The organism is Sphingopyxis sp. Geo25, from assembly GCF_949769135.1.
In the GTDB taxonomy this organism is placed as follows: Bacteria; Pseudomonadota; Alphaproteobacteria; order Sphingomonadales; family Sphingomonadaceae; genus Sphingopyxis.
Genome location: NZ_CATKOZ010000004.1, coordinates 88,398 through 110,594, shown reverse-complemented (window position 1 = coordinate 110,594; position 22,197 = coordinate 88,398). Strand labels below are relative to the sequence as shown.

Annotated in this window: 25 protein-coding genes and 3 tRNA genes; 16 read left to right on the top strand and 12 right to left on the bottom strand. The window is 64.9% G+C overall.

Translation table 11 applies throughout. The annotated features are described in order from the left end of the window. Positions 1 to 42 precede the first annotated feature (42 nt). From QOL68_RS12860 to queE, 3 genes are all read left to right on the top strand, one after another. Positions 43 to 429 carry a hypothetical protein gene (locus QOL68_RS12860; protein WP_282949628.1) on the top strand — a complete coding sequence of 129 codons (387 nt, stop codon included), beginning with the start codon at positions 43 to 45 and terminating at the stop codon, positions 427 to 429. Positions 430 to 609: 180 nt separating this feature from the next. Then, a complete protein-coding gene (queC, locus tag QOL68_RS12855; protein ID WP_282949629.1) occupies positions 610 to 1,293 on the top strand; it encodes a 7-cyano-7-deazaguanine synthase QueC in 684 nt (227 codons plus the stop codon). A gap of 4 nt (positions 1,294 to 1,297) precedes the next feature. Continuing rightward, positions 1,298 to 1,930, top strand: a complete 633-nt coding sequence (gene queE / locus QOL68_RS12850) for a 7-carboxy-7-deazaguanine synthase (RefSeq protein WP_282949630.1) — start codon at positions 1,298 to 1,300, stop codon at positions 1,928 to 1,930. 4 nt (positions 1,931 to 1,934) lie between these two features. Here queE and QOL68_RS12845 read toward each other — a convergent pair whose 3' ends face one another. Next, positions 1,935 to 2,270 (bottom strand): hypothetical protein, encoded by a 336-nt coding sequence (locus tag QOL68_RS12845; RefSeq protein WP_282949631.1) that lies wholly within the window; start codon positions 2,268 to 2,270, stop codon positions 1,935 to 1,937. Positions 2,271 to 2,280: 10 nt separating this feature from the next. Then, the gene (gene lipB / locus QOL68_RS12840; protein WP_282949632.1) at positions 2,281 to 2,934 is read right to left on the bottom strand and encodes a lipoyl(octanoyl) transferase LipB; all 654 of its coding nucleotides are present in this window, start codon (positions 2,932 to 2,934) and stop codon (positions 2,281 to 2,283) included. A 132-nt stretch (positions 2,935 to 3,066) separates the two neighbouring features. Between lipB and QOL68_RS12835 the strand changes: the two genes are divergently transcribed. Both QOL68_RS12835 and QOL68_RS12830 read left to right on the top strand, forming a co-directional pair. After that, a complete protein-coding gene (locus tag QOL68_RS12835; protein ID WP_282949633.1) occupies positions 3,067 to 3,807 on the top strand; it encodes a hypothetical protein in 741 nt (246 codons plus the stop codon). Positions 3,808 to 3,925: 118 nt separating this feature from the next. Continuing rightward, complete coding sequence (locus QOL68_RS12830) at positions 3,926 to 4,801, top strand: hypothetical protein (RefSeq protein ID WP_282949634.1); 876 nt, start codon at positions 3,926 to 3,928, stop codon at positions 4,799 to 4,801. A 52-nt stretch (positions 4,802 to 4,853) separates the two neighbouring features. Here QOL68_RS12830 and hemF read toward each other — a convergent pair whose 3' ends face one another. Then, positions 4,854 to 5,714, bottom strand: coding sequence for an oxygen-dependent coproporphyrinogen oxidase (hemF, locus tag QOL68_RS12825; protein ID WP_204992697.1), 861 nt, complete (start codon positions 5,712 to 5,714; stop codon positions 4,854 to 4,856). Further along, positions 5,711 to 6,169, bottom strand: a complete 459-nt coding sequence (locus QOL68_RS12820) for a tRNA (cytidine(34)-2'-O)-methyltransferase (RefSeq protein ID WP_282949635.1) — start codon at positions 6,167 to 6,169, stop codon at positions 5,711 to 5,713. The genes hemF and QOL68_RS12820 overlap by 4 nt, the downstream gene beginning before the upstream one ends. Positions 6,170 to 6,394: 225 nt before the next feature. Here QOL68_RS12820 and petA point away from each other — a divergent pair, with 225 nt between their 5' ends. The 4 genes from petA to QOL68_RS12800 are packed head-to-tail and all read left to right on the top strand — an operon-like array spanning position 6,395 to position 9,668. Beyond that, positions 6,395 to 6,952, top strand: coding sequence for a ubiquinol-cytochrome c reductase iron-sulfur subunit (petA, locus tag QOL68_RS12815; RefSeq protein WP_204992699.1), 558 nt, complete (start codon positions 6,395 to 6,397; stop codon positions 6,950 to 6,952). Between the two features lie 13 nt (positions 6,953 to 6,965). Then, positions 6,966 to 8,246: a cytochrome b gene (locus tag QOL68_RS12810; RefSeq protein WP_282949636.1), complete on the top strand. Its 1,281-nt coding sequence runs from the start codon at positions 6,966 to 6,968 to the stop codon at positions 8,244 to 8,246. 31 nt (positions 8,247 to 8,277) lie between these two features. Then, entirely contained in the window at positions 8,278 to 9,087 is an 810-nt protein-coding gene (locus QOL68_RS12805) for a cytochrome c1 (RefSeq protein WP_282949637.1), read from the top strand. Between the two features lie 26 nt (positions 9,088 to 9,113). Next, a complete protein-coding gene (locus QOL68_RS12800; RefSeq protein ID WP_282949638.1) occupies positions 9,114 to 9,668 on the top strand; it encodes an adenine phosphoribosyltransferase in 555 nt (184 codons plus the stop codon). Positions 9,669 to 10,289: 621 nt separating this feature from the next. Here the strand turns inward: QOL68_RS12800 and QOL68_RS12795 are convergent. Next, positions 10,290 to 11,045, bottom strand: a complete 756-nt coding sequence (locus tag QOL68_RS12795; RefSeq protein ID WP_082657732.1) for a DUF1134 domain-containing protein — start codon at positions 11,043 to 11,045, stop codon at positions 10,290 to 10,292. 242 nt (positions 11,046 to 11,287) lie between these two features. Here QOL68_RS12795 and QOL68_RS12790 point away from each other — a divergent pair. The 5 genes from QOL68_RS12790 to QOL68_RS12770 all read left to right on the top strand — a co-directional run bounded on the left by QOL68_RS12790 (position 11,288) and on the right by QOL68_RS12770 (position 14,535). Beyond that, positions 11,288 to 11,380, top strand: a tRNA-Ser gene (locus tag QOL68_RS12790). A gap of 170 nt (positions 11,381 to 11,550) precedes the next feature. After that, a complete protein-coding gene (locus QOL68_RS12785) occupies positions 11,551 to 12,192 on the top strand; it encodes a PepSY-associated TM helix domain-containing protein (RefSeq protein ID WP_282949639.1) in 642 nt (213 codons plus the stop codon). 11 nt (positions 12,193 to 12,203) lie between these two features. After that, positions 12,204 to 12,731 (top strand): DUF2271 domain-containing protein, encoded by a 528-nt coding sequence (locus QOL68_RS12780; RefSeq protein ID WP_058456688.1) that lies wholly within the window; start codon positions 12,204 to 12,206, stop codon positions 12,729 to 12,731. A 20-nt stretch (positions 12,732 to 12,751) separates the two neighbouring features. Further along, positions 12,752 to 13,579: a DUF4198 domain-containing protein gene (locus tag QOL68_RS12775; protein ID WP_058456689.1), complete on the top strand. Its 828-nt coding sequence runs from the start codon at positions 12,752 to 12,754 to the stop codon at positions 13,577 to 13,579. A 92-nt stretch (positions 13,580 to 13,671) separates the two neighbouring features. Continuing rightward, positions 13,672 to 14,535, top strand: a complete 864-nt coding sequence (locus QOL68_RS12770; RefSeq protein ID WP_283404317.1) for an FAD:protein FMN transferase — start codon at positions 13,672 to 13,674, stop codon at positions 14,533 to 14,535. Here QOL68_RS12770 and QOL68_RS12765 read toward each other — a convergent pair. The 4 genes from QOL68_RS12765 to QOL68_RS12750 all read right to left on the bottom strand — a co-directional run bounded on the left by QOL68_RS12765 (position 14,532) and on the right by QOL68_RS12750 (position 19,440). Further along, positions 14,532 to 15,215 carry a Fe2+-dependent dioxygenase gene (locus QOL68_RS12765; protein ID WP_058456691.1) on the bottom strand — a complete coding sequence of 228 codons (684 nt, stop codon included), beginning with the start codon at positions 15,213 to 15,215 and terminating at the stop codon, positions 14,532 to 14,534. The genes QOL68_RS12770 and QOL68_RS12765 overlap by 4 nt on opposite strands. A gap of 61 nt (positions 15,216 to 15,276) precedes the next feature. Continuing rightward, positions 15,277 to 17,667 carry a TonB-dependent receptor gene (locus QOL68_RS12760; RefSeq protein WP_282949641.1) on the bottom strand — a complete coding sequence of 797 codons (2,391 nt, stop codon included), beginning with the start codon at positions 17,665 to 17,667 and terminating at the stop codon, positions 15,277 to 15,279. 131 nt (positions 17,668 to 17,798) lie between these two features. Next, positions 17,799 to 18,527: an energy transducer TonB gene (locus QOL68_RS12755; protein ID WP_282949642.1), complete on the bottom strand. Its 729-nt coding sequence runs from the start codon at positions 18,525 to 18,527 to the stop codon at positions 17,799 to 17,801. A 46-nt stretch (positions 18,528 to 18,573) separates the two neighbouring features. Next, the gene (locus QOL68_RS12750; RefSeq protein WP_058456694.1) at positions 18,574 to 19,440 is read right to left on the bottom strand and encodes an alpha/beta fold hydrolase; all 867 of its coding nucleotides are present in this window, start codon (positions 19,438 to 19,440) and stop codon (positions 18,574 to 18,576) included. Positions 19,441 to 19,534: 94 nt separating this feature from the next. On the opposite strand from QOL68_RS12750, the gene QOL68_RS12745 reads away from it, so the two are divergent. Continuing rightward, a complete protein-coding gene (locus QOL68_RS12745) occupies positions 19,535 to 20,326 on the top strand; it encodes an SDR family oxidoreductase (protein ID WP_204992723.1) in 792 nt (263 codons plus the stop codon). Between the two features lie 43 nt (positions 20,327 to 20,369). Here QOL68_RS12745 and QOL68_RS12740 read toward each other — a convergent pair. Both QOL68_RS12740 and cpdR read right to left on the bottom strand, forming a co-directional pair. After that, positions 20,370 to 20,444 (bottom strand) — tRNA-Val (locus QOL68_RS12740). Positions 20,445 to 20,515: 71 nt separating this feature from the next. Beyond that, complete coding sequence (gene cpdR, locus QOL68_RS12735) at positions 20,516 to 20,893, bottom strand: cell cycle two-component system response regulator CpdR (protein ID WP_058456696.1); 378 nt, start codon at positions 20,891 to 20,893, stop codon at positions 20,516 to 20,518. A 138-nt stretch (positions 20,894 to 21,031) separates the two neighbouring features. Between cpdR and QOL68_RS12730 the strand changes: the two genes are divergently transcribed. Next, positions 21,032 to 21,907 (top strand): N-formylglutamate amidohydrolase, encoded by an 876-nt coding sequence (locus QOL68_RS12730; protein ID WP_282949643.1) that lies wholly within the window; start codon positions 21,032 to 21,034, stop codon positions 21,905 to 21,907. Between the two features lie 167 nt (positions 21,908 to 22,074). On the opposite strand, the gene QOL68_RS12725 is transcribed toward QOL68_RS12730, so the two are convergent. Beyond that, a tRNA-Pro gene (locus QOL68_RS12725) sits at positions 22,075 to 22,151 on the bottom strand. Between the last annotated feature and the right edge of the window lie 46 nt (positions 22,152 to 22,197).

The following is a 22,197-nucleotide window of genomic DNA, read 5'->3' as shown; positions in this document are numbered from 1 at the left end:
CAGGGCAGCCAGATGGAAGGTGTAATGGCGATCTTCTCTCCCATGTTTCGAACGGCCTTGCTGGCTCTCGGAGTTGCCGGAGCAACCGCGGTGCCGGCGCAGGCGCCGTCGCTCGCGATGCTCGACCGCCTCGAAAAGGGCAGCTGGCAGCTTCGCGAACGCGGCAAGGATGCGGTGCTGCAGACGGTCTGCCTCGGCGACGCAAGGCGCCTGATCCAGGTCTATCATCCGCAGCAGGGCTGTTCGCGCTATGTTATCGAGGATACGCCGGCCTCGGTGACCGTCCATTACACCTGCCCGGGCGCCGGGCACGGGCGGACGACGATCCGCAGCGAAACGAACCGGCTGGTTCAGATCGACACGCAGGGGATTGCCGACGGCCGCCCCTTCTCGCAGGCGATCGAGGCGCGCCGCGCGGGCGGCTGCTGATCACCGCGTTCTAACGGCTTGTTAACCATCGCCTGCTAGAGGGGTTGGACGACGCACCGATGTGTGTCCTTCTCCCTACGGCTTTATGCCGACCTAGGCCGTGCGGCTCGCGCCGTGCGGCCTGTTTCTTTGTGCGCCGCAATACTTGCACGCCTGCGGGCGCAGGCCTATCTGGCGCCGATGCAGGATGTTTCCGGAAAAAGCGTCATCGTCCTCCTGTCGGGCGGTCTCGATTCGATGGTGTGCGCGGGGCTCGCGCGCGAGGCGGGGGCACGGATTGTCGCGCTGACGATCGACTATAACCAGCGCCACCGCGTCGAACTCGAATCCGCCGCGCGGATCGCGGCCTACGTCGGCGCGGCCGAACATATCGTCCTGCCGCTCGACCTCCGCCGCTTCGGCGGGTCGGCGCTGACCGCCGACATCGACGTGCCCAAGGAAGGTGTCGGCAGCGATATTCCGGTTACCTATGTGCCCGCGCGCAACCTCATCTTCCTGTCGCTCACGCTCGGGCTTGCCGAGGCGCGGCACGCGCAGGATATCGTGATCGGGGTCAATGCGCTCGACTATTCGGGCTATCCCGATTGCCGTCCCGAGTTCATTCAGGGGTTCGAGAAGCTTGCGGCGCTCGCGACGCGCGACGGGGATCAAGGTATCGAGTTCCAGATCCACGCGCCGCTCCAGCATATGACCAAGGCCGACATCGCGGCCGAGGCTGCGCGGCTCGGCATGGATGCGGCGATGAGCTGGTCGTGCTATGACCCGACGCCGGAGGGGCTGCACTGCGGATCGTGCGACAGTTGCCGCCTGCGGTCGAAGGGCTTCTCCGACGCCGGGCTGCCCGACCCGACGCGCTACGCCTGATCCGATGACCTATTCCGTCAAAGAGATTTTCCTCACCCTGCAGGGCGAGGGTGCGCAGGCCGGCCGCCGCGCCGTTTTCTGCCGCTTTGCGGGCTGCAATTTGTGGACGGGACGCGAGCAGGACCGCGCGAAGGCGATCTGTAAATTCTGCGACACCGATTTCGTCGGCACCGACGGCACGCTCGGCGGCAAATATCGCGATGCGGCGGCGCTCGCCGCGGTGATCGCCGAAAGCTGGGGCGAGGGCGCGGACGACCGCTACGTCGTGCTCACCGGCGGCGAACCGATGCTGCAGGTCGACGCGGCGTTGATCGACGCGCTCCATGCCGAGGGTTTCACCATTGCGATCGAGACCAACGGCACGCAGGATGTTCCGCGCAGCATCGACTGGATTTGCGTCAGTCCCAAGGCGGGTAGCGAACTGGTTCAGAGAAGCGGCGACGAACTGAAGCTCGTCTGGCCGCAGGCGGGAAGCGATGTTGTGATGCTGGCCGATCTGGATTTCGCGCATCGGCTGATCCAGCCGCTCGACGATCCGAACGCCGCCGCGAACGTACAGGCATGCATCGACCTGGTGATGGCCGACCCGCGCTGGCGCCTGTCGCTGCAGACGCACAAGAGTCTGGGGCTGCGCTAAAACCCTATTGGGTCTTTTTCGTCGCGCTTTCGGCAGAGATGGCCTTTTGCGCGACGGGCGCCTCGACCGCGTCGGGATCGCCGCTCTCGTCAGATTCGGCGGTGTCGGCCGTTTCGCTGGCGGCGGCCGTCGGCGCTTCCTTCTTCGTGCCGTCGTCGGGGACGCTGTTATCGACTGCCGTGCCGTCGCCCGCCGCGTCGTCGAGGATGATCATCGAATCGCTGATCGTCCCCGGTTGCACCTCAACCGCGTCGAGCTTGGTCGTCGATTTGCCCGCAGGCTCGCTGTCGCAGGCGGCGAGCAGGACAAGGGGCAGGGCGATGAGGATGGTCCGCGTCATGCCGCCGTTCCTAGTCGCTTGCCCGAAGCTTGTCGAGAAAGGCGGGCAGCGTCTCGGCGAGCGCCCGGTCGACGTCGGCGAAGGTGGCCGGGTTGCCGAGCGCGGCGAGGCTCGTCACCGGGAATTCGGCGATCCCGCACGGCACGATCCCGGTGAAATGGGCAAGGTCGGGGGTCACGTTGAGCGAAAAACCGTGCAACGTGATCCAGCGCTTCACGCGCACGCCGATTGCGCCGATCTTCGCCTCGCGCCCGCCGGCGTCGTCGGTCCATATCCCGATCCGGCCTTCCGCGCGGCGCGCTCCGACCCCGAGCAGGCCGAGCGCGTCGATCACCCATCCTTCGAGCGCCGAAACATAGGCGCGCACATCGCGTCCGCGCCGCGTGAGGTCGAGCTGGACATAGCCGACGCGCTGGCCCGGGCCGTGATAGGTGTAGCGCCCACCGCGCCCGGCGTCGAACACCGGAAAGCGCGGATCGAGCAGTTCGGCGGGATCGGCGCTCGTCCCGGCGGTGTAGAGCGGGGGATGCTCGAGCAGCCAGATGCGTTCGCCAGCGTTGCCCGCGTGCATCGCGGCGGCACGCTCCTCCATGTCGGCAAGCGCCGCGGCATAGTCGGTCAGGCCCGGTGAAACATGCCATGCGGGGGTGGGCAGGATGGTCATAGGGCGCGCTTCCTGCCCCTTTGCGTGCGGTGAGGCAAGAGGGCGCAGCGGCCGTAGCGACAAGGCTGGACATTGGGGGCGAACAAGGTCAGTCTCCGATCCTTGGCATCTGCCGATAAATATGGGGTATCAATGGCAAAATTCGACATGGGTGCGGCGTGGGAAGACAGCGTGGCATTGCTGAAGTCGCACACGACGCTGACCGGGACCATCGCGGCGGTTTTCCTGTTCCTGCCGTCGCTTGCCGTCGCATGGTTCGGACCCGCACCGATCGAGCCGCCGCAGGGCGCGACACTCGAGCAGATATCGGCAACGTTCCAGCAGAATGTCTGGCAGATGCTGCCCTATCAGCTGACGGTCGCGGTGTTCGCGGTTGTCGGAACGGTCGCGATCTTGCGGCTCTGGCTGTCGCGTACCGCGACGAGCGTCGGCGAGGCGCTGGCCTTTGCTGCGCGGATGATCCCGACGCTGATCGGCCTGCAGATCCTGACCGGGCTGATCGTCGGGATCGGCTTCGTTCTTCTGATCATTCCGGGCCTCTATCTGATCGGGCGCCTCGCGCTCGTCTCGCCGCTGGTCGCCGACCGCGGCATCGGCAATCCGGTCGAGGCGATCCGCACGAGCTGGGACATGACGCGCGACAATGGCTGGGCGATCTTCTTCTTCCTGTTGCTGGTGACGATCGTGATCGTGATCATCATGCTGATCCTGATGGGCGTCGTGAGCGTCGTCACCGGAACGGGCCCCGGGGTCGGGCATATCGTGAGCGGTTTCCTCGAATCGGCGCTCGGCGTCGCCGCCACGATGGTGACGATCGCGATTTCCGCAGCGGCCTACCGGCAACTCGCGACGCGGGCGTCGACCTTCGAATAAGGGCATTACCCCGTCCGCGCCGGGGAAGGATGCGCGACTGGATGTGAAAAGAACATAGGAGGTTTGGGGTCGCCTGACGTGACGCAACAACAAGGTCAGGTATGAAAGGGGGAATGAGATGAACAAGATGAGTATCGGTGCGGCTTTTTCGGAGACGTTCGCGTTCCTGAAGGCCAATTGGTTGCAGATGTTGACGTGGATCGTGGGCGCTGTCGTGGTGCTCGGTTTGCTCGGCTATCTCATGCTCGGATCGACTATCACGACGATGGCGATGTCGGCCGGCGATCCGTCGGCGGTGATGGGGGCCATGGGGCGATTGTTCCTGTTCGGCGTCTTGGCCGCGGTCGTTCTATATGCGGCTTGCATGCTGATCTGGCGCAGCGGGCTTTATCCCGGCGAAGCGCCGAACTTCGGTTGGGCGCTGCAGGCCGGACCGGCATTTGCTTTCGGCATGTTGGTCGTATTCATCGCGATCTATCTTCTCGTGATCATAATCGGCTTCATATTCGTGCTGATTTTCGGCGCCGCCTTTGCAGGTGCTGGCGGCTTTTCGCCGAGCGCATTGGAGTCCGGTACGCTCGGTGGCGGGGCCATGGTGTTGATGGTCATCTTCTACCTCGCGATGTTGGTTTTCTTCCTGTGGGTATTCGGTCGCCTCTCGGTAGCGGGCCCGGTCATGGCCGACCGGCTGACGCGCAATCCGGTTACGGGCATCACCGAATCGTGGCGGATGACCGCCGCATCGCAGTGGTCCATCGTCGGCTTCTACGTCCTCATCTTCATCCTCTCGATCGTTTACGGGTTCGTGGTGGGGATGGTGTTTGGCGGAATCATGGGGGCCGCGATGTCGGGCGAGCCGGGTGTTGGCGCGTTCATCTCGATGATCGTGATGGCGCTCGTCGTCTATGTGCCGCAGTTGCTTCTGTCGTTCGCGATGCCGATCGGCATCTATCGGGCGATCGCGCCGAAGGCATCGGCCGACGTTTTCGCCTGAACGGGCTTCAGGCGAGGAAGGGGCGCTCCGGAAACGGGGCGCCCTTTTCGTCTCAGCTCCATTTCGCGAGGGGCGGCAGGCTCATCAGGATCGCGTCGATATTGCCTCCGGTCTTGAGCCCGAACAGCGTCCCGCGATCATAGACGAGGTTGAATTCGGCATAGCGCCCCCGCCAGATCAGTTGCTCCTCGCGCTCGGCTTCCGAGAAGGGCTGCGCCATCCGCCGGCGGACGATCTGTGGAAAGATGTCGAGGAAGGCCTCGCCCACCGCCTGCGTGAACGCGAAATTGCGGTCGAACTCGGCATCGCCGCCGCATTCGAGATGGTCGTAGAAAATGCCCCCGACGCCGCGGTGCACTCCGCGGTGCGGGATGTAGAAATAATCCTCGGCCCATTTGGCATAGCGTTCGTAGACGTCGGGCCCATAGGGCGCGCAGGCGGCACGGAAGCGCGCGTGGAAGGCGTCGGTGTCTTCCTGGTAGGGAATCGGCGGGTTTAGGTCGGCGCCGCCACCGAACCAGCGCTTCGTCGTCGCAAGGAAGCGCGTGTTCATATGGACGGCGGGGACATGCGGGTTCGCCATATGCGCGACGAGGCTGATGCCGGTCGCGAAGAAATTCGGATCGTCGCCCGCGCCATGGATCGATTTGGCGAAGTCGGGCGCGAACTCGCCGCCGACGGTCGACACGTTGACCCCGACCTTTTCGAAGACCTTGCCGGTCATCACGCCGCGGACGCCGCCGCCGCCTTCGCCCGGCGCGGTGCCTTCGGCCTCGCGATCCCAGGGCGTATAGGTGAAGGCGGCATCGCTGCCTGCCTCGCGCTCGATGGCTTCGAATTCGGCGCAGATGCGGTCGCGCAGCGATTCGAACCAGGTGCGCGCAGCCTGCTGCTGGGGATCGAGCGGGATCATCGGGGAAAGCCTTTCGTCTGCCGGAGCGCCTCGGCGAGCGCGATGCCAGCCGCGACCGCGACATTCAAGGATCGAAAGCCCGGCTGCATCGGAATCGCGACCCGCGCGGCTACGGCCTCGTGAACATGGTACGGAACGCCGGCGCTCTCTGATCCGAACAGCAGCACGTCGCCTTGACCGAAATCAAAGTCGGGAAGCGGCGTGGCGCCCGCGGTCGTCAGCAGCACGATGCGCTGTCCGCCGAGCTGCGACCATTGCCGGAAGGCCTGCCAGTCGGGGTGGCGCCGGACATTCGCACGCACCGCATAATCCATCCCGGCCCGCTTCAGCGCCGCGTCGCCGAACGGGAATCCGCAGGGTTCGATGATATGCGCGGGGACGCCGAAACAGGCGGCAGTCCGCAATATCGTGCCGACATTGCCGGCGATGTCGGGCTGGAACAGGGCGATTTCCATGCCGCTCCCATAGCGCCGGAAGGGCCGGGAATCGAGGGCAGGACGGCGAAGCGCAAGCCAGCATGGACAAAGCGGAAATTGCCTGTTGGCAAGCCCGGACAGTGCGGCTATCAGGCCCGCAATTCCCGGAGGGGCCGCCGGGCTGCGCCATTTCGCGTGCGCGTTGGCAGGGGCGGGTCATCCTTCTGGGGAGCTATGTCAGTTCACCCATGCAAGGGCAGTCGAATGACCAGTGAAACCGATATTTCCGCCGGCATCGAAGATGGCGTGCGGCGCCGGGACTTCATCAACATCGCAGCAGTGAGTTTTGCCGGTGTCGGTGCGGCCGCGGTGGTGCTTCCCCTGGTCAATCAGATGAATCCGTCGGCCGACGTGCTTGCGCAGTCCACCACCGAAATCGACATTTCGGCGATCCAGTCCGGGCAGGCGATCAAGACGAGCTGGCGCAAACAGCCGGTGTTTGTCCGCAACCTGACGCCCGTCGAAATCGCGGAAGCGAAAAAAGTGCCGCTGTCGGATCTGCGCGACCCGCAGACGATCGACGAGCGTACGAAACCGGGCAAGGAAAACTGGCTGATCACGCTGGGCGTCTGCACCCACCTCGGCTGCGTGCCACTCGGCGCCGCCGAAGGAGAGAATCGCGGCGATTTCGGCGGTTATTTCTGCCCGTGCCACGGTTCGCACTACGACACCGCGGCGCGCATCCGCAAAGGCCCGGCGCCCAAGAATCTGGTCGTGCCGCCCTATGAATTCAACAGCGACACCGTCGTGACGATCGGCTGAGGAGCGAGATAAGATGAGCTTTCCCTGGGCCAAGAACTATGAACCGCAGCAGCCGCTGATGAAGTGGCTGGACGAGAAGCTGCCGCTGCCGCGTCTCGTCTATAACGCCATCGGCGCCGGCTATCCGGTGCCGCGCAACCTCAACTATTTCTGGAACTTCGGCGTTCTCGCGGGCGCCGCGCTGGTCATCCAGATCGTCACCGGCATCGTGCTGGCGATGCATTATGCCGCCAACGCGGGCGTCGCGTTCAACTCGGTCGAGCATATCATGCGCGACGTGAACGCCGGCTGGTTCATCCGCTACGCGCACATGAACGGCGCGAGCATGTTCTTCATCGTCGTCTATCTGCACATCTTCCGCGGCCTTTATTACGGTTCGTACAAGGCGCCGCGCGAAATGGTGTGGCTGCTCGGCGTCGTGATCTTCCTGCTGATGATGGCGACCGCCTTCATGGGCTATGTCCTTCCCTGGGGCCAGATGAGCTTCTGGGGCGCGCAGGTGATCACCGGCTTCTTCTCGGCGATACCCGTCGTGGGCGAGCCGATCCGCGTCTGGCTGCTCGGCGGCTTTGCGCCGGACAATGCCGCGCTCAACCGCTTCTTCTCGCTGCACTATCTGCTGCCCTTCGTGATCGCGGGCGTCATCATCCTGCACATCTGGGCGCTGCACATCCCGGGCTCGTCGAATCCGACCGGTATCGAGGTGAAGGACGAACAGGACACCGTCCCGTTCCACCCCTATTATACTGCGAAGGACGGCGTCGGCGTCGGCGTGTTCCTGCTGCTGTTCGTCGCGCTGACCTTCTTCAGCCCGAACCTGCTCGGTCATGCCGACAACTATATCGCCGCGAACCCGCTTTCGACGCCTGCGCATATCGTGCCCGAATGGTATTTCTGGCCTTTCTACGCGATCCTGCGCGCCTTCACCTTCAACTTCCTGTGGATCGATGCGAAGCTGTGGGGCGTCATCGCGATGTTCGCGGCGATCGCTTTGCTGTTCTTCCTGCCCTGGCTCGACAGCTCGCCGGTGAAGTCGTCGAACTATCGCCCGCTCAACCGCATCTTCTTCTGGGTGCTCGTGGTCGACGTGCTGATCCTCGGCTATTGCGGCAAGAGCCCGGCCGAACAGCCCTATGTGCTGCTAAGCCAGCTCGGCGCGATCTACTACTTCGCCCACTTCCTGATCATCCTGCCGATCGTCTCGCGGATCGAACGTCCGCTGCCGATGCCGAATTCGATCACCGAAGCGGTCCTCTCAAAGCATGCCGACGACACGTCGGCGGCCACGGCCTGAGCGCCGGACTTTAATAGGAGCTGATACAGCCATGGTTCGTCCGCTCGGTTTCCTCGTCGGCCTGGGTTTCATTGCCGCGCTGCTGTTCGCGATCTTCACGACGCCGCTGACCAATGAGCCCAACGCTTCGCACGAGTTCCACAAACATCCGAAGCATCTGAAGCTGGCCAGCGATGGCCTGATGCCGCACTGGGACAAAGCCCAGCTGCAGCGCGGTCTTCAGGTGTACAAGGAGGTCTGCTCGGCCTGCCACAGCCTGCACCTCGTCGCCTTCCGCGATATTCAGGATCTGGGCTACACCGAAGGCCAGGTGAAGACCTTCGCCAAGGGTTTCCAGGTCCCGTCGGTCAACCCCGACACGGGCGAACCGGCGACGCGTGACGGCCTGCCGTCGGATTATTTCCCCGGCCCCTATGCGAACGAAGTGGCGGCGCGCGCAGCCAACAACAATGCGCTGCCGCCCGATCTCTCGCTGATCACCAAGGCTCGCGAAGGCGGCAAGGACTATGTCTATTCGCTGCTGACCGGTTTCCAGAACCCGCCGGCGAACCTGCCGAAGGAACTGAAGCCGGGCACGGGCCTGCACTTCAACCCCTATTTCGCGAACCTCAACCTCGCGATGGCGCCGCCGCTCACCAAGGGCCAAGTGACCTTCGCCGACGGCTCGCCGAACACGGTCGATGCGATGGCCAAGGACGTTACCGCGTTCCTGGTGTGGACCGCCGAGCCCAAGCTGGTGAAGCGCGTGCAGGTGGGCTGGGCGGCCTTCATCTTCCTGCTCATCTTCACCACGCTGACCTATCTGTCGTACCGCAACATCTGGGCCGACAAGAAGCATTGAGGACATAAGGGAGGGCGACCGGCACGATGATCGCCCTCCCGCCTCAGCCCGACCTCGACCTCGCGTCGCTCGTCCGCACCATCCCGGACTTTCCGAAGCCGGGCATCCAGTTCCGCGACATCACCACCCTGATCGGCCACGCCGCCGGTTTCTCCGAAAGCGTCCGGCGTCTGGCCGCGCGCGCTGCGACCTATCGTCCCGATTTCATCGTGGCAGTCGAGGCGCGGGGCTTCCTGTTCGGCGCGGCGATGGCGACCGCCTTGGGGATCGGCCTCGTCCCTGTGCGCAAGGCGGGCAAGCTGCCCGGTGTGACGATCGGCGTCGACTATGAGCTGGAATATGGCACCGACCGGCTTGAGCTACACGAAGGCGCGATCCTGCCGGGGCACCGCGTCGTGCTGGTCGACGACCTGCTGGCGACGGGCGGAACGATCCTCGCCACGGCCGCGCTGATGCGCAATGTGGGAGCCGAGGTCGCGGCGGCACTGTTCGTGATCGACCTGCCCGATCTCGGGGGATCGCAGCGGCTGGAGGCCGCCGGACTGGCGTGCGAGACGCTGATCGCCTTTGACGGGGATTAGGATAGCTGTCCGCTTCGGCGTGAAGAGCCGTCACGCCTGCCTTGGTCATCGCGGCATAGTTTGCAAAGTTCAGGAAAGTTCAGCCCATTGCAGCGCCCGTTTGGCGCCGGGAGGGTTGCCGAACGCATTTCGCGTGCCTTGCCGCGGCCGCAAGCCGAGCCGGACCACAACCGGATTTGTCCACCAGATGAAAGAGCCGGACGAAGGCTGGCATAGCTGGATAATGTAGGAAAGGCCTATTTGAGGGTAGTGGCGGCTTTGGGGTAGTGAGCGGTCACAGCCGGCCACCCCTCGTCACCCCGGACTTGATCCGGGGTCCATGACTTCGACGCCGCGATGGATCCCGGATCAAGTCCGGGATGACGAAGCGGGAAGCATCCTCCCTGTCGCGTAGCGATGGGGAGGGGGACCGTCGCCGTAGGCGGTGGTGGAGGGGCCGCAACGTCGCGCCATCGCCCCTGCGTCAGCGCTTCGCGCTGCCACCTCCCCATGGCTGCGCCACAGGGAGGAACGAATGTCCACCTTCGGTCGAAACCAGCCGCGCACCACCCCCTGGTCACAAAAGAAAAGCCCGCGCCGGAGCGCGGGCTGTATTCGCCCCCTTGGCAAGCGGCCTGCCCCTTAGAAGGGGATCCAGTTCTGCTTCTTGCGAATCTTCATATAGCCGGCGTTGATGCCCAGCCGCGCGCCGACGCCGACGCGGATCGGGATTAGCACCACGTCGCCGCGGCGCAGGTAGCTCGCGTTGAAGCCGCCGACCAGATAGGCGGCGCCTTCGCCCGCCGGATAGCGCTTGTAGAGATCCTCGGTGTCGAAGAGGTTATAGACGAGGACGAAGGTATTGCCCGCGTTGGCGCCCGCGTCGAAGCCGATCGACGGGCCGGTCCAGTAAGCGGGCTTTTCCCCTTCGACCTTGTGGTGGAGCGTACCCGAACCGTAGCGCAGCCCGATGCCGAGCGCGCCGCCGGCCTCGCGCCCGACGATATAGGCGTTGGGCTGGCCCTGCTTCTTGAGGATATCCTCGATAAGTCCGGCGAGGCCCTGCGCGCCCTTGCCGAACACGCCCTCCGCCGCCCCGATCAGATCGTCTTCCTTGTAGGTCGCGCTGGAATCGGCGGTTGTCACCGTTGCCGGCGGCGTTGCCGCGCCGGTGTCGGGGGTCGCGTCATATTGCTGGCTGCCCGTCGCAAGGTCGCTGCTGTAGCTGTCGTTCGCGGGCGGCGTCGATGGCGGAGGCGGCGAGGGATTGTTGAGATCGGCATCGATCGCCGTGTTCGGGTCGACCGAGGTCATCTGCGCGGCCGCCGGGAGCGGCGACAGCGCAAGGCCGATCGCGGCGATGGCCGCGGCGGTGAAGGTGGCAAGGGCTCTACGCATAAATTCCCCCAAAATCGGTCGGCGCCCGCGGCGCGTTACAGCTTAACCATGACTCGGACAGTGAATCCTCGGCAATGAACCGGCGATGACCCGAGTCGATTTTGCGCCAGACCGAATCATTTTTGCTGCGAACGGCGCAATCGGGGATCAAAAAAGAGCAATGTTTGACGTTGCGGGGCGCGAAACGCATGGCTATAGCGACCCGCCTGAGGCCAGCCTGTCGTTAGCGCGGCAGACCATGCGGAGACGTGGGTGAGTGGCTGAAACCAACGGTTTGCTAAACCGTCGTACTGGTAAATCCGGTACCGAGGGTTCGAATCCCTCCGTCTCCGCCACCTTCCTTCAAACCCTTTTGATCCTGCCGACGGGGCTCCGGTCACGGTTCTGGCGATCCGCGCCGCACGTCTCCGCACACAATGTTTTGTCGCGCCGACCCCCTTTTTTATTGTAATTGCGAATCGTTCTCGATAATGGCGGGCCTCCTTTTTCGATAGATTCTCTCCCAATGCACGCACCCCAATCCCGGCAATCGACAGCAAAGAAGGGCCGCAAGACCTTCTGGTTGAAACAGTTGCACATGTGGCACTGGATGAGCTCGGCGATCAGCCTGATCGGGCTCGTGCTCTTCGCGATTACCGGCTTCACGCTCAATCACGCCGCCGATATCGAGGGAACGCCCAAGGTCGTCGAGAAGAGGGCGCAGATGCCGGCCGCCGTGCTCGGCGAGCTTGGCGCCGATCCGGCGGGCGGCAAGGGCAGGCTGCCAGCACCCGTCGCCACATGGGTCGAGGATCATTTTCCGGTGAAGGCGTCGGGCGAGGCCGAATGGTCGGCGGACGAGGTCTATCTGCCCGCGCCGCGTCCGGGGGGCGACGCCTGGGTCGCGATCGACCGTGCGACCGGCGCGGTGACCAGCGAGGTTACCGATCGCGGCTGGATCTCGTACCTCAACGACCTCCACAAGGGCCGCAATTCGGGCGGCGAGTGGAGCCTGTTCATCGATATCTTCGCCTTTGCCTGCCTGGTCTTCGCGATCACCGGTCTGTTCCTGCTGTGGCTACATTCGGCGAAGCGCAAGAGCACCTGGCCGCTCGTCGGCGCGGGGCTCGTACTGCCCGCGGCCATCGCCATCATCTTCATCCATTAGGGAGAAACTTCATGCAGTCGTCATCGCGAACGATCCTGATCGGCGGAACGCTGGGCGCGGCGCTCACCGCACCCGTCATGGCCGCCGCGGCGCCCGCGACGATGGACGTCACGATCACGATCCCGCAGCTGAAGGTCGCCGAATATCACCGGCCTTATGTGGCGATCTGGGTTGAGAAGGCAGGGGCGCCCGCAAAGACGGTCGCGGTCTGGTACGACTATGACATGAAGGGCAACGAGGGCACCAAATGGCTGCGCGACGTGCGGCAATGGTGGCGCGCCTCGGGCCGCACGATGACCTTCCCCGCAAACGGCGTCACCGGCGCGACGCGCGCACCGGGCGCCCAGAAAATCTCGTTCAGCCGGGCGCAGCTCGGCGCGACCGCGGTGGGCGACTATACGCTCGTTATCGAGGCGGCCCGCGAAGTCGGCGGGCGCGAACTGCTCCGCATCCCCTTTACCTGGCCGGCCAAGGCGGGCGTGGGCGGGCGCGCTGCGGGCAAGACCGAACTTGGCGCCGTCACGGTTGCCTTCCGCTGAATTTTCGAAAGGGCAGGGACATGAAAAAGCAGATCCTGGGTTTGGTCGCGACGGTCGCGATCGCGGCAATGGCGGCGGTTCCCGCGAGCGCGCATCGCCAGTGGATGATGCCGTCGTCGACGGTGCTGTCGGGCGACGATGTGTGGGTGGCGGTCGACGCCGCGGTTTCGAACGACCTCTTCTATTTCGAGCACCAGCCGCTGCGGCTCGATGCGGTCAAGGCGTGGGCGCCCGATGGCACCGAGGTCACGATCGAGAACAAGGCGACGGGCCGCTATCGCAGCACCTTCGACGTCCATCTGACGCAGAAAGGCACCTATCGCATTGCGTCGGTCGCCGACATGCTGATGGGCAGCTATGACCTCAACGGCAAGACCGAGCGCCTGCCGCGCGGCACGACGACCGCGAATCTCGCCGAGCGGGTTCCCGCGGGCGCGACCAACGTGAAGACCGCCGAGGCGAACAACCGCAACGAGATTTTCGTGACGGTGGGCGAGCCGACGACGACGCTGTTCAAGCCGACCGGCAAAGGCATCGAGCTCGTTCCGGTGACGCATCCCAACGACCTGATCGCGGGCGAGGCGGCGACCTTCCAGTTCCTGCTCGACGGCAAGCCCGCGGCCGATCTGCCGGTGACGGTGATCCCCGGCGGCATCCGCTATCGCGACCAGCTGGGCGAAATGCACCTCAAGACCGGCGCCGACGGCAAGGTCGAGATCAGCTGGGCCGAACCCGGCATGTACTGGCTCAACGTCACGACGCCGCAAGCGGGCGGCGAAGAAGGCGCGCCGCCGCCGATCGCGCGCCGGGCAAGCTACGTGACGACGCTGGAAGTCCTGGCGCCCTGACCGACCGCATCCTGATTCCGCGCGCGTTGACGCCTGCGGCTTTCGCGGGGCGCGATGCATGCGCGGCGATCACCTCCTTCGCCGGCGAGACCATGGGGACAAGCTGGTCGCTGCACGCCGTTTCGCCGCCGGCAGGAACGATGGCGGGCGTGCAGGCGGCGTTCGACCTTGTCGTCGCGCAGATGAGCCAGTGGGAGCCGGAATCGGATCTGTCGCGCTTCAACCGCGCGCCTGCGGGCGAATGGCGCCGCGTGCCCGCCGAACTCGCGCATGTCGTCTCGGCGGCGCTCGAGATTGCGGCGGTTAGCGGCGGGGCGTTCGACCCGTGCTTGGGCGATCTGACCGAGCGCTGGGGCTTCGGCAGCACGGGGCCGGTGAACGCGGTGCCCGCCGATGGTGACGAAGCGGACCGCAGCATCGAATGGGACGCCGGCGCGTCGCGATTGCGTCGCGGCGAGGGGGCGTTCCTCGACCTTTCGGGGATCGCCAAGGGCTATGGCGTCGATCTGGCGGCCGAGTGGCTGCTTGGTAACGGCGTGCGGCATTTCCTGCTGGAAGCCGGCGGCGAGCTCAGGGGCGAAGGAATCCGGCCCGACGGTCAGCCCTGGTGGGTCGATACCGAAACGCCGCCGACGTCGTCGGCGCAGCCATGGCGCATCGCGCTGCACGATTTGTCGGTCGCGACGTCGGGCAGCTACCGGCGCGGCTTTACTGTCGGCGACCGGCATTATTCGCACAGCTTCGACCCGCGCTCGGGCCAGCCGATCGTCAACGGTGTCTCGTCGGTGACCGTGCTCCATCGCAGCTGCATGATGGCGGATGGCTGGGCGACCGCGCTTACGGTGCTCGGCCCGGATCAGGGAATTGCGCTGGCGGACGCGCGCGGGTTGGCGGCATCGATCCTCCGCGGCGACCGGGAGTTCACCTCGCGCGCGTGGCGCGATATGCTGGGTTAGCTGTCAGCCCAGCGCCGCAGCAGATTGTGATAGACGCCGGTCAGCCGCACGACGGTCGCGTCGCCCTGGCCCAGCGTCATCGCCGCGCCCTGTACCCCCATGTCGAGGTCGAACAGCAGGTCGCGCTGCCCCTGGTCGCGCACCATCGACTGGATCCACATGAAGCTGGCGACGCGCGCGCCGGCGGTTACCGGCTCGACGCGGTGGACGGTGCTCGCCGGGTAAAGGACCATATGCCCGGCGGGAAGCTTGAGCCCCGGCGGCGCGGTCATGCCTTCGATGACGAGGCCGCCGCCTTCGTAACTGCCGGGATCGGCGAGGAAGAGCGTCGCCGAGAGGTCGGCGCGCATCCGGAAATCGCTGCCGCGCCGCATCCGGATCGCATTGTCGATATGATCGCCGAACGTCTCGCCGCCCGCGTAGCGGTTGAAATAGGGCGGGTAGATTTTGAGCGGAAGCGCTGCCGCGATGAACATTGGCGTGCGGCCGAGCGCATCGAGGACCAGGCGTCCTGCCTCGGCCGCGGCTTCGCCCAATTCGGGGAGTTGCTGGTTGCGTTTGGCGAGCGCCGCCTGCGGGCCGGAGGTTTCGTTGCCGTCGATCCAGTCGGCGGCGTCGAGGATGGCGCGGAGCCGGGCGACGCCGTCGGCGTCGAGTACGTCGGGAATGATGCGGATCATGGCGCCGCTTCTAGGCAGAAAAGGGCGGGAACGGCAATGCGCCGTGCCCGCCCGTTTGCGATCAGAAGGTGTAGAAGAGGCTGAACACCGCCGAGCGTGCATCGCCGGGGGTGGCCCAGCCGCCGGTGACGACGCCGGTCGTCGCGTTCACATTGTTGCGGACGCCGGTGTAATAATCCTCGTTGGTCAGGTTGGTCACATTGAGCTGCGCGACCAAGCCGTTGTTGAAGTCATACGACACAAACGCACGATGGATGAGATAGTCGTCGACCATGAATTGCGTACGCTGGAGCAGGTTGCGCTGGTTGGTTGCAAACCTGCCCTGATAGGTCAGGCCATAACCGATCTGGAGGCCGAACGGAAAGGCGTAGGTGGTGAACAGGCTGCCCGAATGTTTCGGGGTCTGGATCAGGCGATCGCCGGCCTGCGGGTCGGGGATCGCAACGCTGTTGCTGCAGCCTGTCGCGCCCGGCGAGGTGAGGCAGAAGTCGGAGACGCTCTGCTTTACCTTGCTGTCGAGGTAAGTGTAGTTGGCAAAGATCGCCCATTCGGGAGTGAGATTGCCGGTCACGCCAATAGCAACTCCGTCGACGCGCGATTCGCCGTCAAGAACCTGAAGCGAGTTCGGCAGCGACGGGTCGTTCGAAGGCGTGCGGAAGTTGGTGCGTTCGTTGCGGAACAGAGCGGCGGTCAGCAGAAGCTTCTTGTTCGCCAACTCGGCTTTGGCACCGATTTCATAAGTGCGCGCCTTTTCCGGGGCGACAGCGCAGGGATCGGCGGCGCCCGTCGCGGGGATCACGCCGCAGCCGAGACGCACCGTAGCCGAGGACGGCGTCCTGGCGTTGCCATAGGCGCCATAGAAGCTGACGTTCTCGATCGGGTGGAACACGGCGCCGAAGCGATAGGAGAAGAGATTTTCGTCGCTGATCTGCGGTTCGCGCTGCGCCGGCGTCAGCGCGGTCGTGCCCGGCGGGACGACGAGCAGCGGAATGTTCCGAAACTCGGCGCGATTGCTCTCGTAGCGCAGGCCTGCGTTCAACTCGAACATGGTGCCGAGTTCGAGCGTATCGAAAGCGTAGATCGCCTTGTTGTTGCTGCGGCCCTTCGACCGTGCCGTAACGGTGAAGTTGATCGGGCCGGTGTATGTGGTGTCGGGATTGAAGAGATTGATCGGCGGCAGCGTCACCGCTGAACCATCGGGGTTTCGCGCCAGCGATGCGGTCGTGATTTCATAGTCTTCGCGTGAGATGGAGGCGCCGATTACCAGTGTGTTACGCGTGCCTCCCGTTTCTCCGGTTACGACGGTGAGGTCGGTCTGGTTGTGGAGCAGGTCGTTGACCTGATCGCGGACGAGGCCGCGCGGACCGCTGGGATAATAGGTACCGGGGGTGTTCTGGCCTGCGGGGCAAGCGATACCGACTGTGGTATTCGGTCCCGACCCGACCGGCTGCAGGCCATTCGCAAGACAGAAGACGCCCTGCGGTGCGCTCGTCTGGCTATACTGGTGGACACGCTGCCAGCGGGTAAGGTTGCGGATCGACACATTCTCGCTGAACGCATGGCGGAAGGTCGCGGTCAGGCGATTCACGTTCGTCCTTTGTTCGTCGAGATTGACGATGCCGAAATAGTCGCTGTCGTCGACCCCCGGCAGCGGCCCGTCGTTCACGCCGCTGAGGAAGAAGGGCACGCCATAAATCGGCGTATTGTCGTCGTCCTGGTGGATATAGGCGAGCGTCAGGCTGGTGTCGCTGTCGACACCGATCGTGATCGACGGCGCGACCCCCCAGCGTTGATAGGATTCAACGTCGCGGCCCGGAACGTCATTCTCGTGATACATGGCGTTCAGGCGGACGGCGATCAGGTCGTTCAGGCGCCAGTTGCTGTCGACCGACGCACGGTAATAATTGTCGGTGCCGACCGCGGCCTGCACGGTCGTCGCGCTGCGCGAGAACGGGATCTTGCTGACGAGATTGATCGTGCCGCCGACGCTGCCCGATCCGTTGAAGACCGAGTTGGCGCCGTTATAGACTTCGATCTGCTGCAGGTTGAAGGGGTCGGTGCGGCTGTACTGGGCGCTGTCGCGGACACCGTCGACGGTCAGGTCGTTGTTCGCCGAATAGCCGCGCAGGTTGATCGAGTCGCCATAGCCGCCACCGCCTTCGCCAGCGCCGAAGGTGATGCCGGGGATCGTGGCGAGCGCATCGCGCAGCGTGAGCAGATTCTGCTGGCGCAGCGCCTCCTGCGTCACGACGGTGATTGTCTGCGGCGTATCGACGAGCGGCGCCGTCGATTTGGGCGATTCGACTTCGGTCGCGAGCCTGCCGGTGACGACGATGTCGGTGCGGCCGCCGGGTGCGTCCTGCGCGGCATCGGCCTCGGTAGCGAGCGCGGGAGCACTGATCAGGCTGCCCACGCAGGAGAGAGCGAGGAACGAGGCGGACGAAGTTTTCACGGATAACCCCCTTGTTTTGGTTTGGTCGTCCACGCCGCTATTGAGAGTCGTTCGCAGTGTCAACCGCTATTGATAATGGTTCGCGATATTGTCGCAATTTCTGTGGGCGCTGAGGCCGTCGTCAAGGGGCTTCAGTTACGTCGCTCGAGCCACCAGGTCTGCCGCCAGCCATAGGGGCTGCGGATCGCTTCGCCCGCCGCGTTCGTCGCGGGCTTGAAGAGAAAGCGCTCTTCGATCAGCCGACAGGTCGTCGCATCGAGCGACGCATCGCCGCTCGATCGGCTGACGCGGCATCCCGTCACCCGTCCGGTCGCTTCTATGGTGAAGCGAACCTCGACCTCGCCGCCAACCCTGGCGCGGCTGGCTTCGCGCGGATAGTCGCTGTCGCGGATCGTGCCGCTGCGCCAGGCCGCCTTGCTGCCGCCACCGGTGCCGCTGCCCGAACCGCCGGCGCCGGTCCCGTCGCCGCGCCCGCCGGAGCCCGATCCCGGACCGGGGACGGGGGTAGCCCCGGCCGACGCATCGCTGCCCGTGCCTGGCCGGGGGGCGGCGCTGACCGGAGGCGGTTCGGGTGGCGGCAGCCTGGGTTCGGGGGCGGCGACGGGGGCTGCTCTTGCAAATCTGTTGGCGGCCGATGCCTTGCCGCTTGCCTTCTCGTGCTGCGTCTTGGCGGGCACGATGACGTCTTGCGGAGGTTTCGGCGCGGGGATGGCGATGGCGCTGATCGCCTCGCTGGCGGCGCGAACGACATGGAGGTCGAGCCCGCCGACAAGGCCGGTGCCGATCGCGAAAGCCGCGAGCAGCGCGGCGCTGCCAGCGAGAAGCCGCTGACGTCCGGTTATCTGCCCCGTATAGGCCATGACAACATCCGCGGCGAACGCCCTTCGTCCGCCTTCGCCATGCCGTTTAGAGGAAATCCTCTAGCGTGGACATGAACCGGTCGAACTGGTCGTGATGCAGCCAGTGACCGGCATTCTCGAATTCGATCACTCTAGCGGTATTGAAATGCGCGATGCGTCCGTCTTTTTCGGGGTTGGAAGCCCAGCTGTCGGCGCCATAAAGAAGAAGCGTCGGGCAGCTGATCGCTGACCAGAGCGATTCTATGTCGCTCTGCGGAAGGTCGACCACCGGCCAGACGTTCAGATAATTGTCGAACTTCCAGCTCCAGCTGCCGTCCTCGTTGCGGTTGATGCCATGGATCGTCAGGTGGCGCGCCTGATCGGGGGTCAGATAGCTGTTCTCGGCGATCATCCGCGCCAGCGCGTCGTCGAGCGTCGCATAGCGGCGCGGCGTGCGGCCCGCCGCCTGGCGCTTCTTGTCGATCCAGCCGCGAAAACGTTCGGCGAAGGGCGTCTCGGCACGCTCGGCCAGAACCTTGGGCGAGGGGCCGAGTCCTTCGATTGCGACGAGCTTGCGGACGTTATCGGGATAGAGGCCGGTATAACGCAACGAGACATTGCCGCCCATCGAGTGCGATACGATCGTCACCGGCGCGAGATCGAGCTGGTGGATGAGCTGCGCGAGGTCATAGACGAAGGCGCCCATCTCGTAATTGCCGTCGGGCGCCCAAGCGCTGTCGCCATGGCCGCGCAGGTCCGGCGCGATGACATGATAGCGATCGGCGAGCTTCTCGGCGACCCAGTCCCAGCTTCGGCAATGGTCGCGGCCGCCGTGGACAAGCAGGAGCGGCGGCGCGTCGCGATTGCCCCAATCGACATAATGGAGCTTCAGCCGCTGCGAAATGATGCTGTTCGAGGTCGGGCCGCTTGCCATCTTGTCGTCCTTGCTGTCTGATCGGGTTTCAAAAGGCGACTGAATGGCATCCGTCAAGCCCGGTCGCGATCATCGGGAAGGGAGCGGCAGGCGCATGACGACATTTCGGGACAATCTGCTTGCGGGCAAGACGGCCTTCGTTGCCGGCGGCACGAGCGGCATCAACCTGGGCATTGCGAAGCGCTTCGCCGAGCTTGGCGCCAAGGTCGCGGTCGCGGGGCGCGACCCCGACAAGGCGCGCCGTGCCGCAGACGAGATCGGACCGGGGGCAATCGGCCTGTCGGGCGATGTGCGCGACTATGCCGCGATCCGCGGCGTGATGGAGACCGTCGCCGACAGACTCGGGCCGATGGATATCGTGATCTCTGGCGCAGCGGGCAATTTTCTGGCGCCGGTGCTCGGCATGTCAGCGAACGCCTTCCGCACGGTGGTGGATATCGATCTCAATGGCACTTTCAACGTGTTCCGGGGATGCCATGACCTGCTGAAGCGGCCCGGGGCATCGCTGATCGCGATCACGGCGGGGCAAGCGGTCAACGCTTCGGCGCTGCAGGCCCATGCCTGCGCCGCGAAGGCCGGGATCAACCAGCTGATTCGCGTCCTGGCGCTCGAATGGGGCCCCGACGTGCGCGTGAACGGTATTTCGCCGGGACCGATCGCCGATACCGAAGGAATGAAACGCCTCGCGCCCGACGCCGGGACGCGTCAGGCGCATTATGACCGCATCGCGATGAAGCGCTGGGGAACGATCGCCGAGGTCGCCGAATCGGCGGTGTTCCTCTGTTCGCCGGCCGCGGGCTATATCACCGGCACGATCCTCGACTGCGATGGCGGCAGCCAGATCGGCGACGCCTCGCGCGGCGATCTGGCGAAGGGCATGGCCTGAACGCAAAAACGCCGCCAACCCATTGGGTCGGCGGCGTTTTTAATGGTGGGCGTGGCAAGGATTGAACTTGCGACCCCTGCGATGTCAACACAGTGCTCTACCACTGAGCTACACGCCCATCCCTTGGGGTGACGCGCCCCCTAATCTCCTCCGCCGGGCTTTGCAACCCCTTCGCGCGAAGAAGCGTCGTTATTGTTGGTGCGACTGGTCGGCGCGCCCGAACAGGCTGTCGACCTCGCGCACCAGATCCTTGAGGTGGAAGGGCTTCGACAGCAGCTTCGCCTGCGGCACATTTTCCTCGGCGCGGAGCGACACGGCGGCAAAACCGGTGATGAACATCACCTGCGTTTGCGGCGCGACTTTGGCGGCGTGCTGCGCCAGCTCGATACCGTCCATCTCGGGCATCACGATATCCGACAGCAGCAGGTCGAAGGTGCCCGATTCGACATAGGGCACGGCCTCGGTCCCGCGATCGACGGCGGTCACATGATAGCCGGCGCTGGTCAGCGCGCGCGCCAGATACTCGCGCATCACATCATCATCTTCCGCGAGCAAAATGCGAATCATGGCCCGAAATACGCTCCCTGGTCCTTCATGGCGCCCGTTCCCGGCGCCGTCCGTGGTGAAACTGTCCTATAGCGGGAGACATTTAACAAATTGCGGCGCGGCTGGATTTGCTTCTCCTTTTTTGCCACGCTTCCCGCAATGACCCTTTTCAGCATTCCGTCCAGCGCCATCGCTGTCAATCGGCCCGCGTCGGGCGGCCCCGTCATCGTGTCGATTCCCCACGCCGGGCGCATCTATCCGCCCGAGATACTGGCCGCCGCGCGTGTCGGGCTGGAGCAGCTAGAACGGCTCGAAGACAGTTGGTGCGACCTGATCGCGGGGCAAGCCGCCGATCGCGGGGCGACGGTCGTCCAGGCGGTATGGGCGCGTGCGGTCGCCGATTGCAATCGCGGCGAAGGGCAAATGGCGCCCGGAGATGTCGCGTTACCGCTGCGCGCGCAATTTTCCGCACCTGGACGGAAGGAACGCGCCGGGCTGGGCGTCATCCCGACGCGACTTGCCGATTGCGGTTCCCTCTGGCGATTTCCGATCGACCGGCATGGATTGAACTGGCGGCTCGAATCCTTTCACCGCCCCTATCATCTGGCGCTGTCGCGCGAACTGGTGCGCGCGCGCGCCAGGTTCGGCCATGCCGTTCTCATCGACCTGCACAGTATGCCGGCGATTCCCGCCGGTCAGTCGGGTCACGGCGCGCGGATTGTCATCGGCGACCGTTTCGGACGAACCGCCGATGACCGGATTACGGACGCTGTCGTCGAGCACGCCGAGAGGCTGGGCGTCGCGGTGACGCGGAACCAGCCCTATGCCGGGGGGCATATCGTGTCGGCGCACGGCCGGCCGGACCGGTCGATCCACGCGGTGCAGATCGAGATCGACCGCAGTCTCTATCTTCGCTCGGACCGATCCCCCGATCATGAGGCGGTTGTCCGGATGTCCGAATGGTTCGGTGGGCTGATCGACCGGCTGGCGGGCATTGCGCCCGGCGAAGACGAGGTGCCGCTCGCTGCCGAATAAAAAACCACCTCGTACCGAAGTACGAGGTGGCCAGGGTCCAGGGAGGACGCGCCCGCGTCGAACGACGGGGCACTCGCCGAAATGGAAAGGGGGAAAACCACGACGGCGTGGGGACAATCTAGGGATAGTCGCCGCGCGTTACAAGGTCTGTTGATTACAAAAGATACTGGTCGGGGAGAGAGGATTCGAACCTCCGGCCCCTGCCTCCCGAAGACAGTGCTCTACCAGGCTGAGCTACTCCCCGACCGATCCGGCGCCGGTAGTCCGGCGCGAGGGCAGGGCGGTCCTCT

Excerpts from the sequence above, each read along its gene's own strand:
- QOL68_RS12860 (WP_282949628.1), top strand. The coding sequence starts at position 43 with ATGTTTCGAACGGCCTTGCTGGCTCTCGGAGTTGCCGGAGCAACCGCG.
- queC (WP_282949629.1), top strand. The coding sequence starts at position 610 with ATGCAGGATGTTTCCGGAAAAAGCGTCATCGTCCTCCTGTCGGGCGGT.
- queE (WP_282949630.1), top strand. The coding sequence starts at position 1,298 with ATGACCTATTCCGTCAAAGAGATTTTCCTCACCCTGCAGGGCGAGGGT.
- QOL68_RS12845 (WP_282949631.1), bottom strand. The coding sequence starts at position 2,270 with ATGACGCGGACCATCCTCATCGCCCTGCCCCTTGTCCTGCTCGCCGCC.
- lipB (WP_282949632.1), bottom strand. The coding sequence starts at position 2,934 with ATGACCATCCTGCCCACCCCCGCATGGCATGTTTCACCGGGCCTGACC.
- QOL68_RS12835 (WP_282949633.1), top strand. The coding sequence starts at position 3,067 with ATGGCAAAATTCGACATGGGTGCGGCGTGGGAAGACAGCGTGGCATTG.
- QOL68_RS12830 (WP_282949634.1), top strand. The coding sequence starts at position 3,926 with ATGAACAAGATGAGTATCGGTGCGGCTTTTTCGGAGACGTTCGCGTTC.
- hemF (WP_204992697.1), bottom strand. The coding sequence starts at position 5,714 with ATGATCCCGCTCGATCCCCAGCAGCAGGCTGCGCGCACCTGGTTCGAA.
- QOL68_RS12820 (WP_282949635.1), bottom strand. The coding sequence starts at position 6,169 with ATGGAAATCGCCCTGTTCCAGCCCGACATCGCCGGCAATGTCGGCACG.
- petA (WP_204992699.1), top strand. The coding sequence starts at position 6,395 with ATGACCAGTGAAACCGATATTTCCGCCGGCATCGAAGATGGCGTGCGG.
- QOL68_RS12810 (WP_282949636.1), top strand. The coding sequence starts at position 6,966 with ATGAGCTTTCCCTGGGCCAAGAACTATGAACCGCAGCAGCCGCTGATG.
- QOL68_RS12805 (WP_282949637.1), top strand. The coding sequence starts at position 8,278 with ATGGTTCGTCCGCTCGGTTTCCTCGTCGGCCTGGGTTTCATTGCCGCG.
- QOL68_RS12800 (WP_282949638.1), top strand. The coding sequence starts at position 9,114 with ATGATCGCCCTCCCGCCTCAGCCCGACCTCGACCTCGCGTCGCTCGTC.
- QOL68_RS12795 (WP_082657732.1), bottom strand. The coding sequence starts at position 11,045 with ATGCGTAGAGCCCTTGCCACCTTCACCGCCGCGGCCATCGCCGCGATC.
- QOL68_RS12785 (WP_282949639.1), top strand. The coding sequence starts at position 11,551 with ATGCACGCACCCCAATCCCGGCAATCGACAGCAAAGAAGGGCCGCAAG.
- QOL68_RS12780 (WP_058456688.1), top strand. The coding sequence starts at position 12,204 with ATGCAGTCGTCATCGCGAACGATCCTGATCGGCGGAACGCTGGGCGCG.
- QOL68_RS12775 (WP_058456689.1), top strand. The coding sequence starts at position 12,752 with ATGAAAAAGCAGATCCTGGGTTTGGTCGCGACGGTCGCGATCGCGGCA.
- QOL68_RS12770 (WP_283404317.1), top strand. The coding sequence starts at position 13,672 with ATGGGGACAAGCTGGTCGCTGCACGCCGTTTCGCCGCCGGCAGGAACG.
- QOL68_RS12765 (WP_058456691.1), bottom strand. The coding sequence starts at position 15,215 with ATGATCCGCATCATTCCCGACGTACTCGACGCCGACGGCGTCGCCCGG.
- QOL68_RS12755 (WP_282949642.1), bottom strand. The coding sequence starts at position 18,527 with ATGGCCTATACGGGGCAGATAACCGGACGTCAGCGGCTTCTCGCTGGC.
- QOL68_RS12750 (WP_058456694.1), bottom strand. The coding sequence starts at position 19,440 with ATGGCAAGCGGCCCGACCTCGAACAGCATCATTTCGCAGCGGCTGAAG.
- QOL68_RS12745 (WP_204992723.1), top strand. The coding sequence starts at position 19,535 with ATGACGACATTTCGGGACAATCTGCTTGCGGGCAAGACGGCCTTCGTT.
- cpdR (WP_058456696.1), bottom strand. The coding sequence starts at position 20,893 with ATGATTCGCATTTTGCTCGCGGAAGATGATGATGTGATGCGCGAGTAT.
- QOL68_RS12730 (WP_282949643.1), top strand. The coding sequence starts at position 21,032 with ATGACCCTTTTCAGCATTCCGTCCAGCGCCATCGCTGTCAATCGGCCC.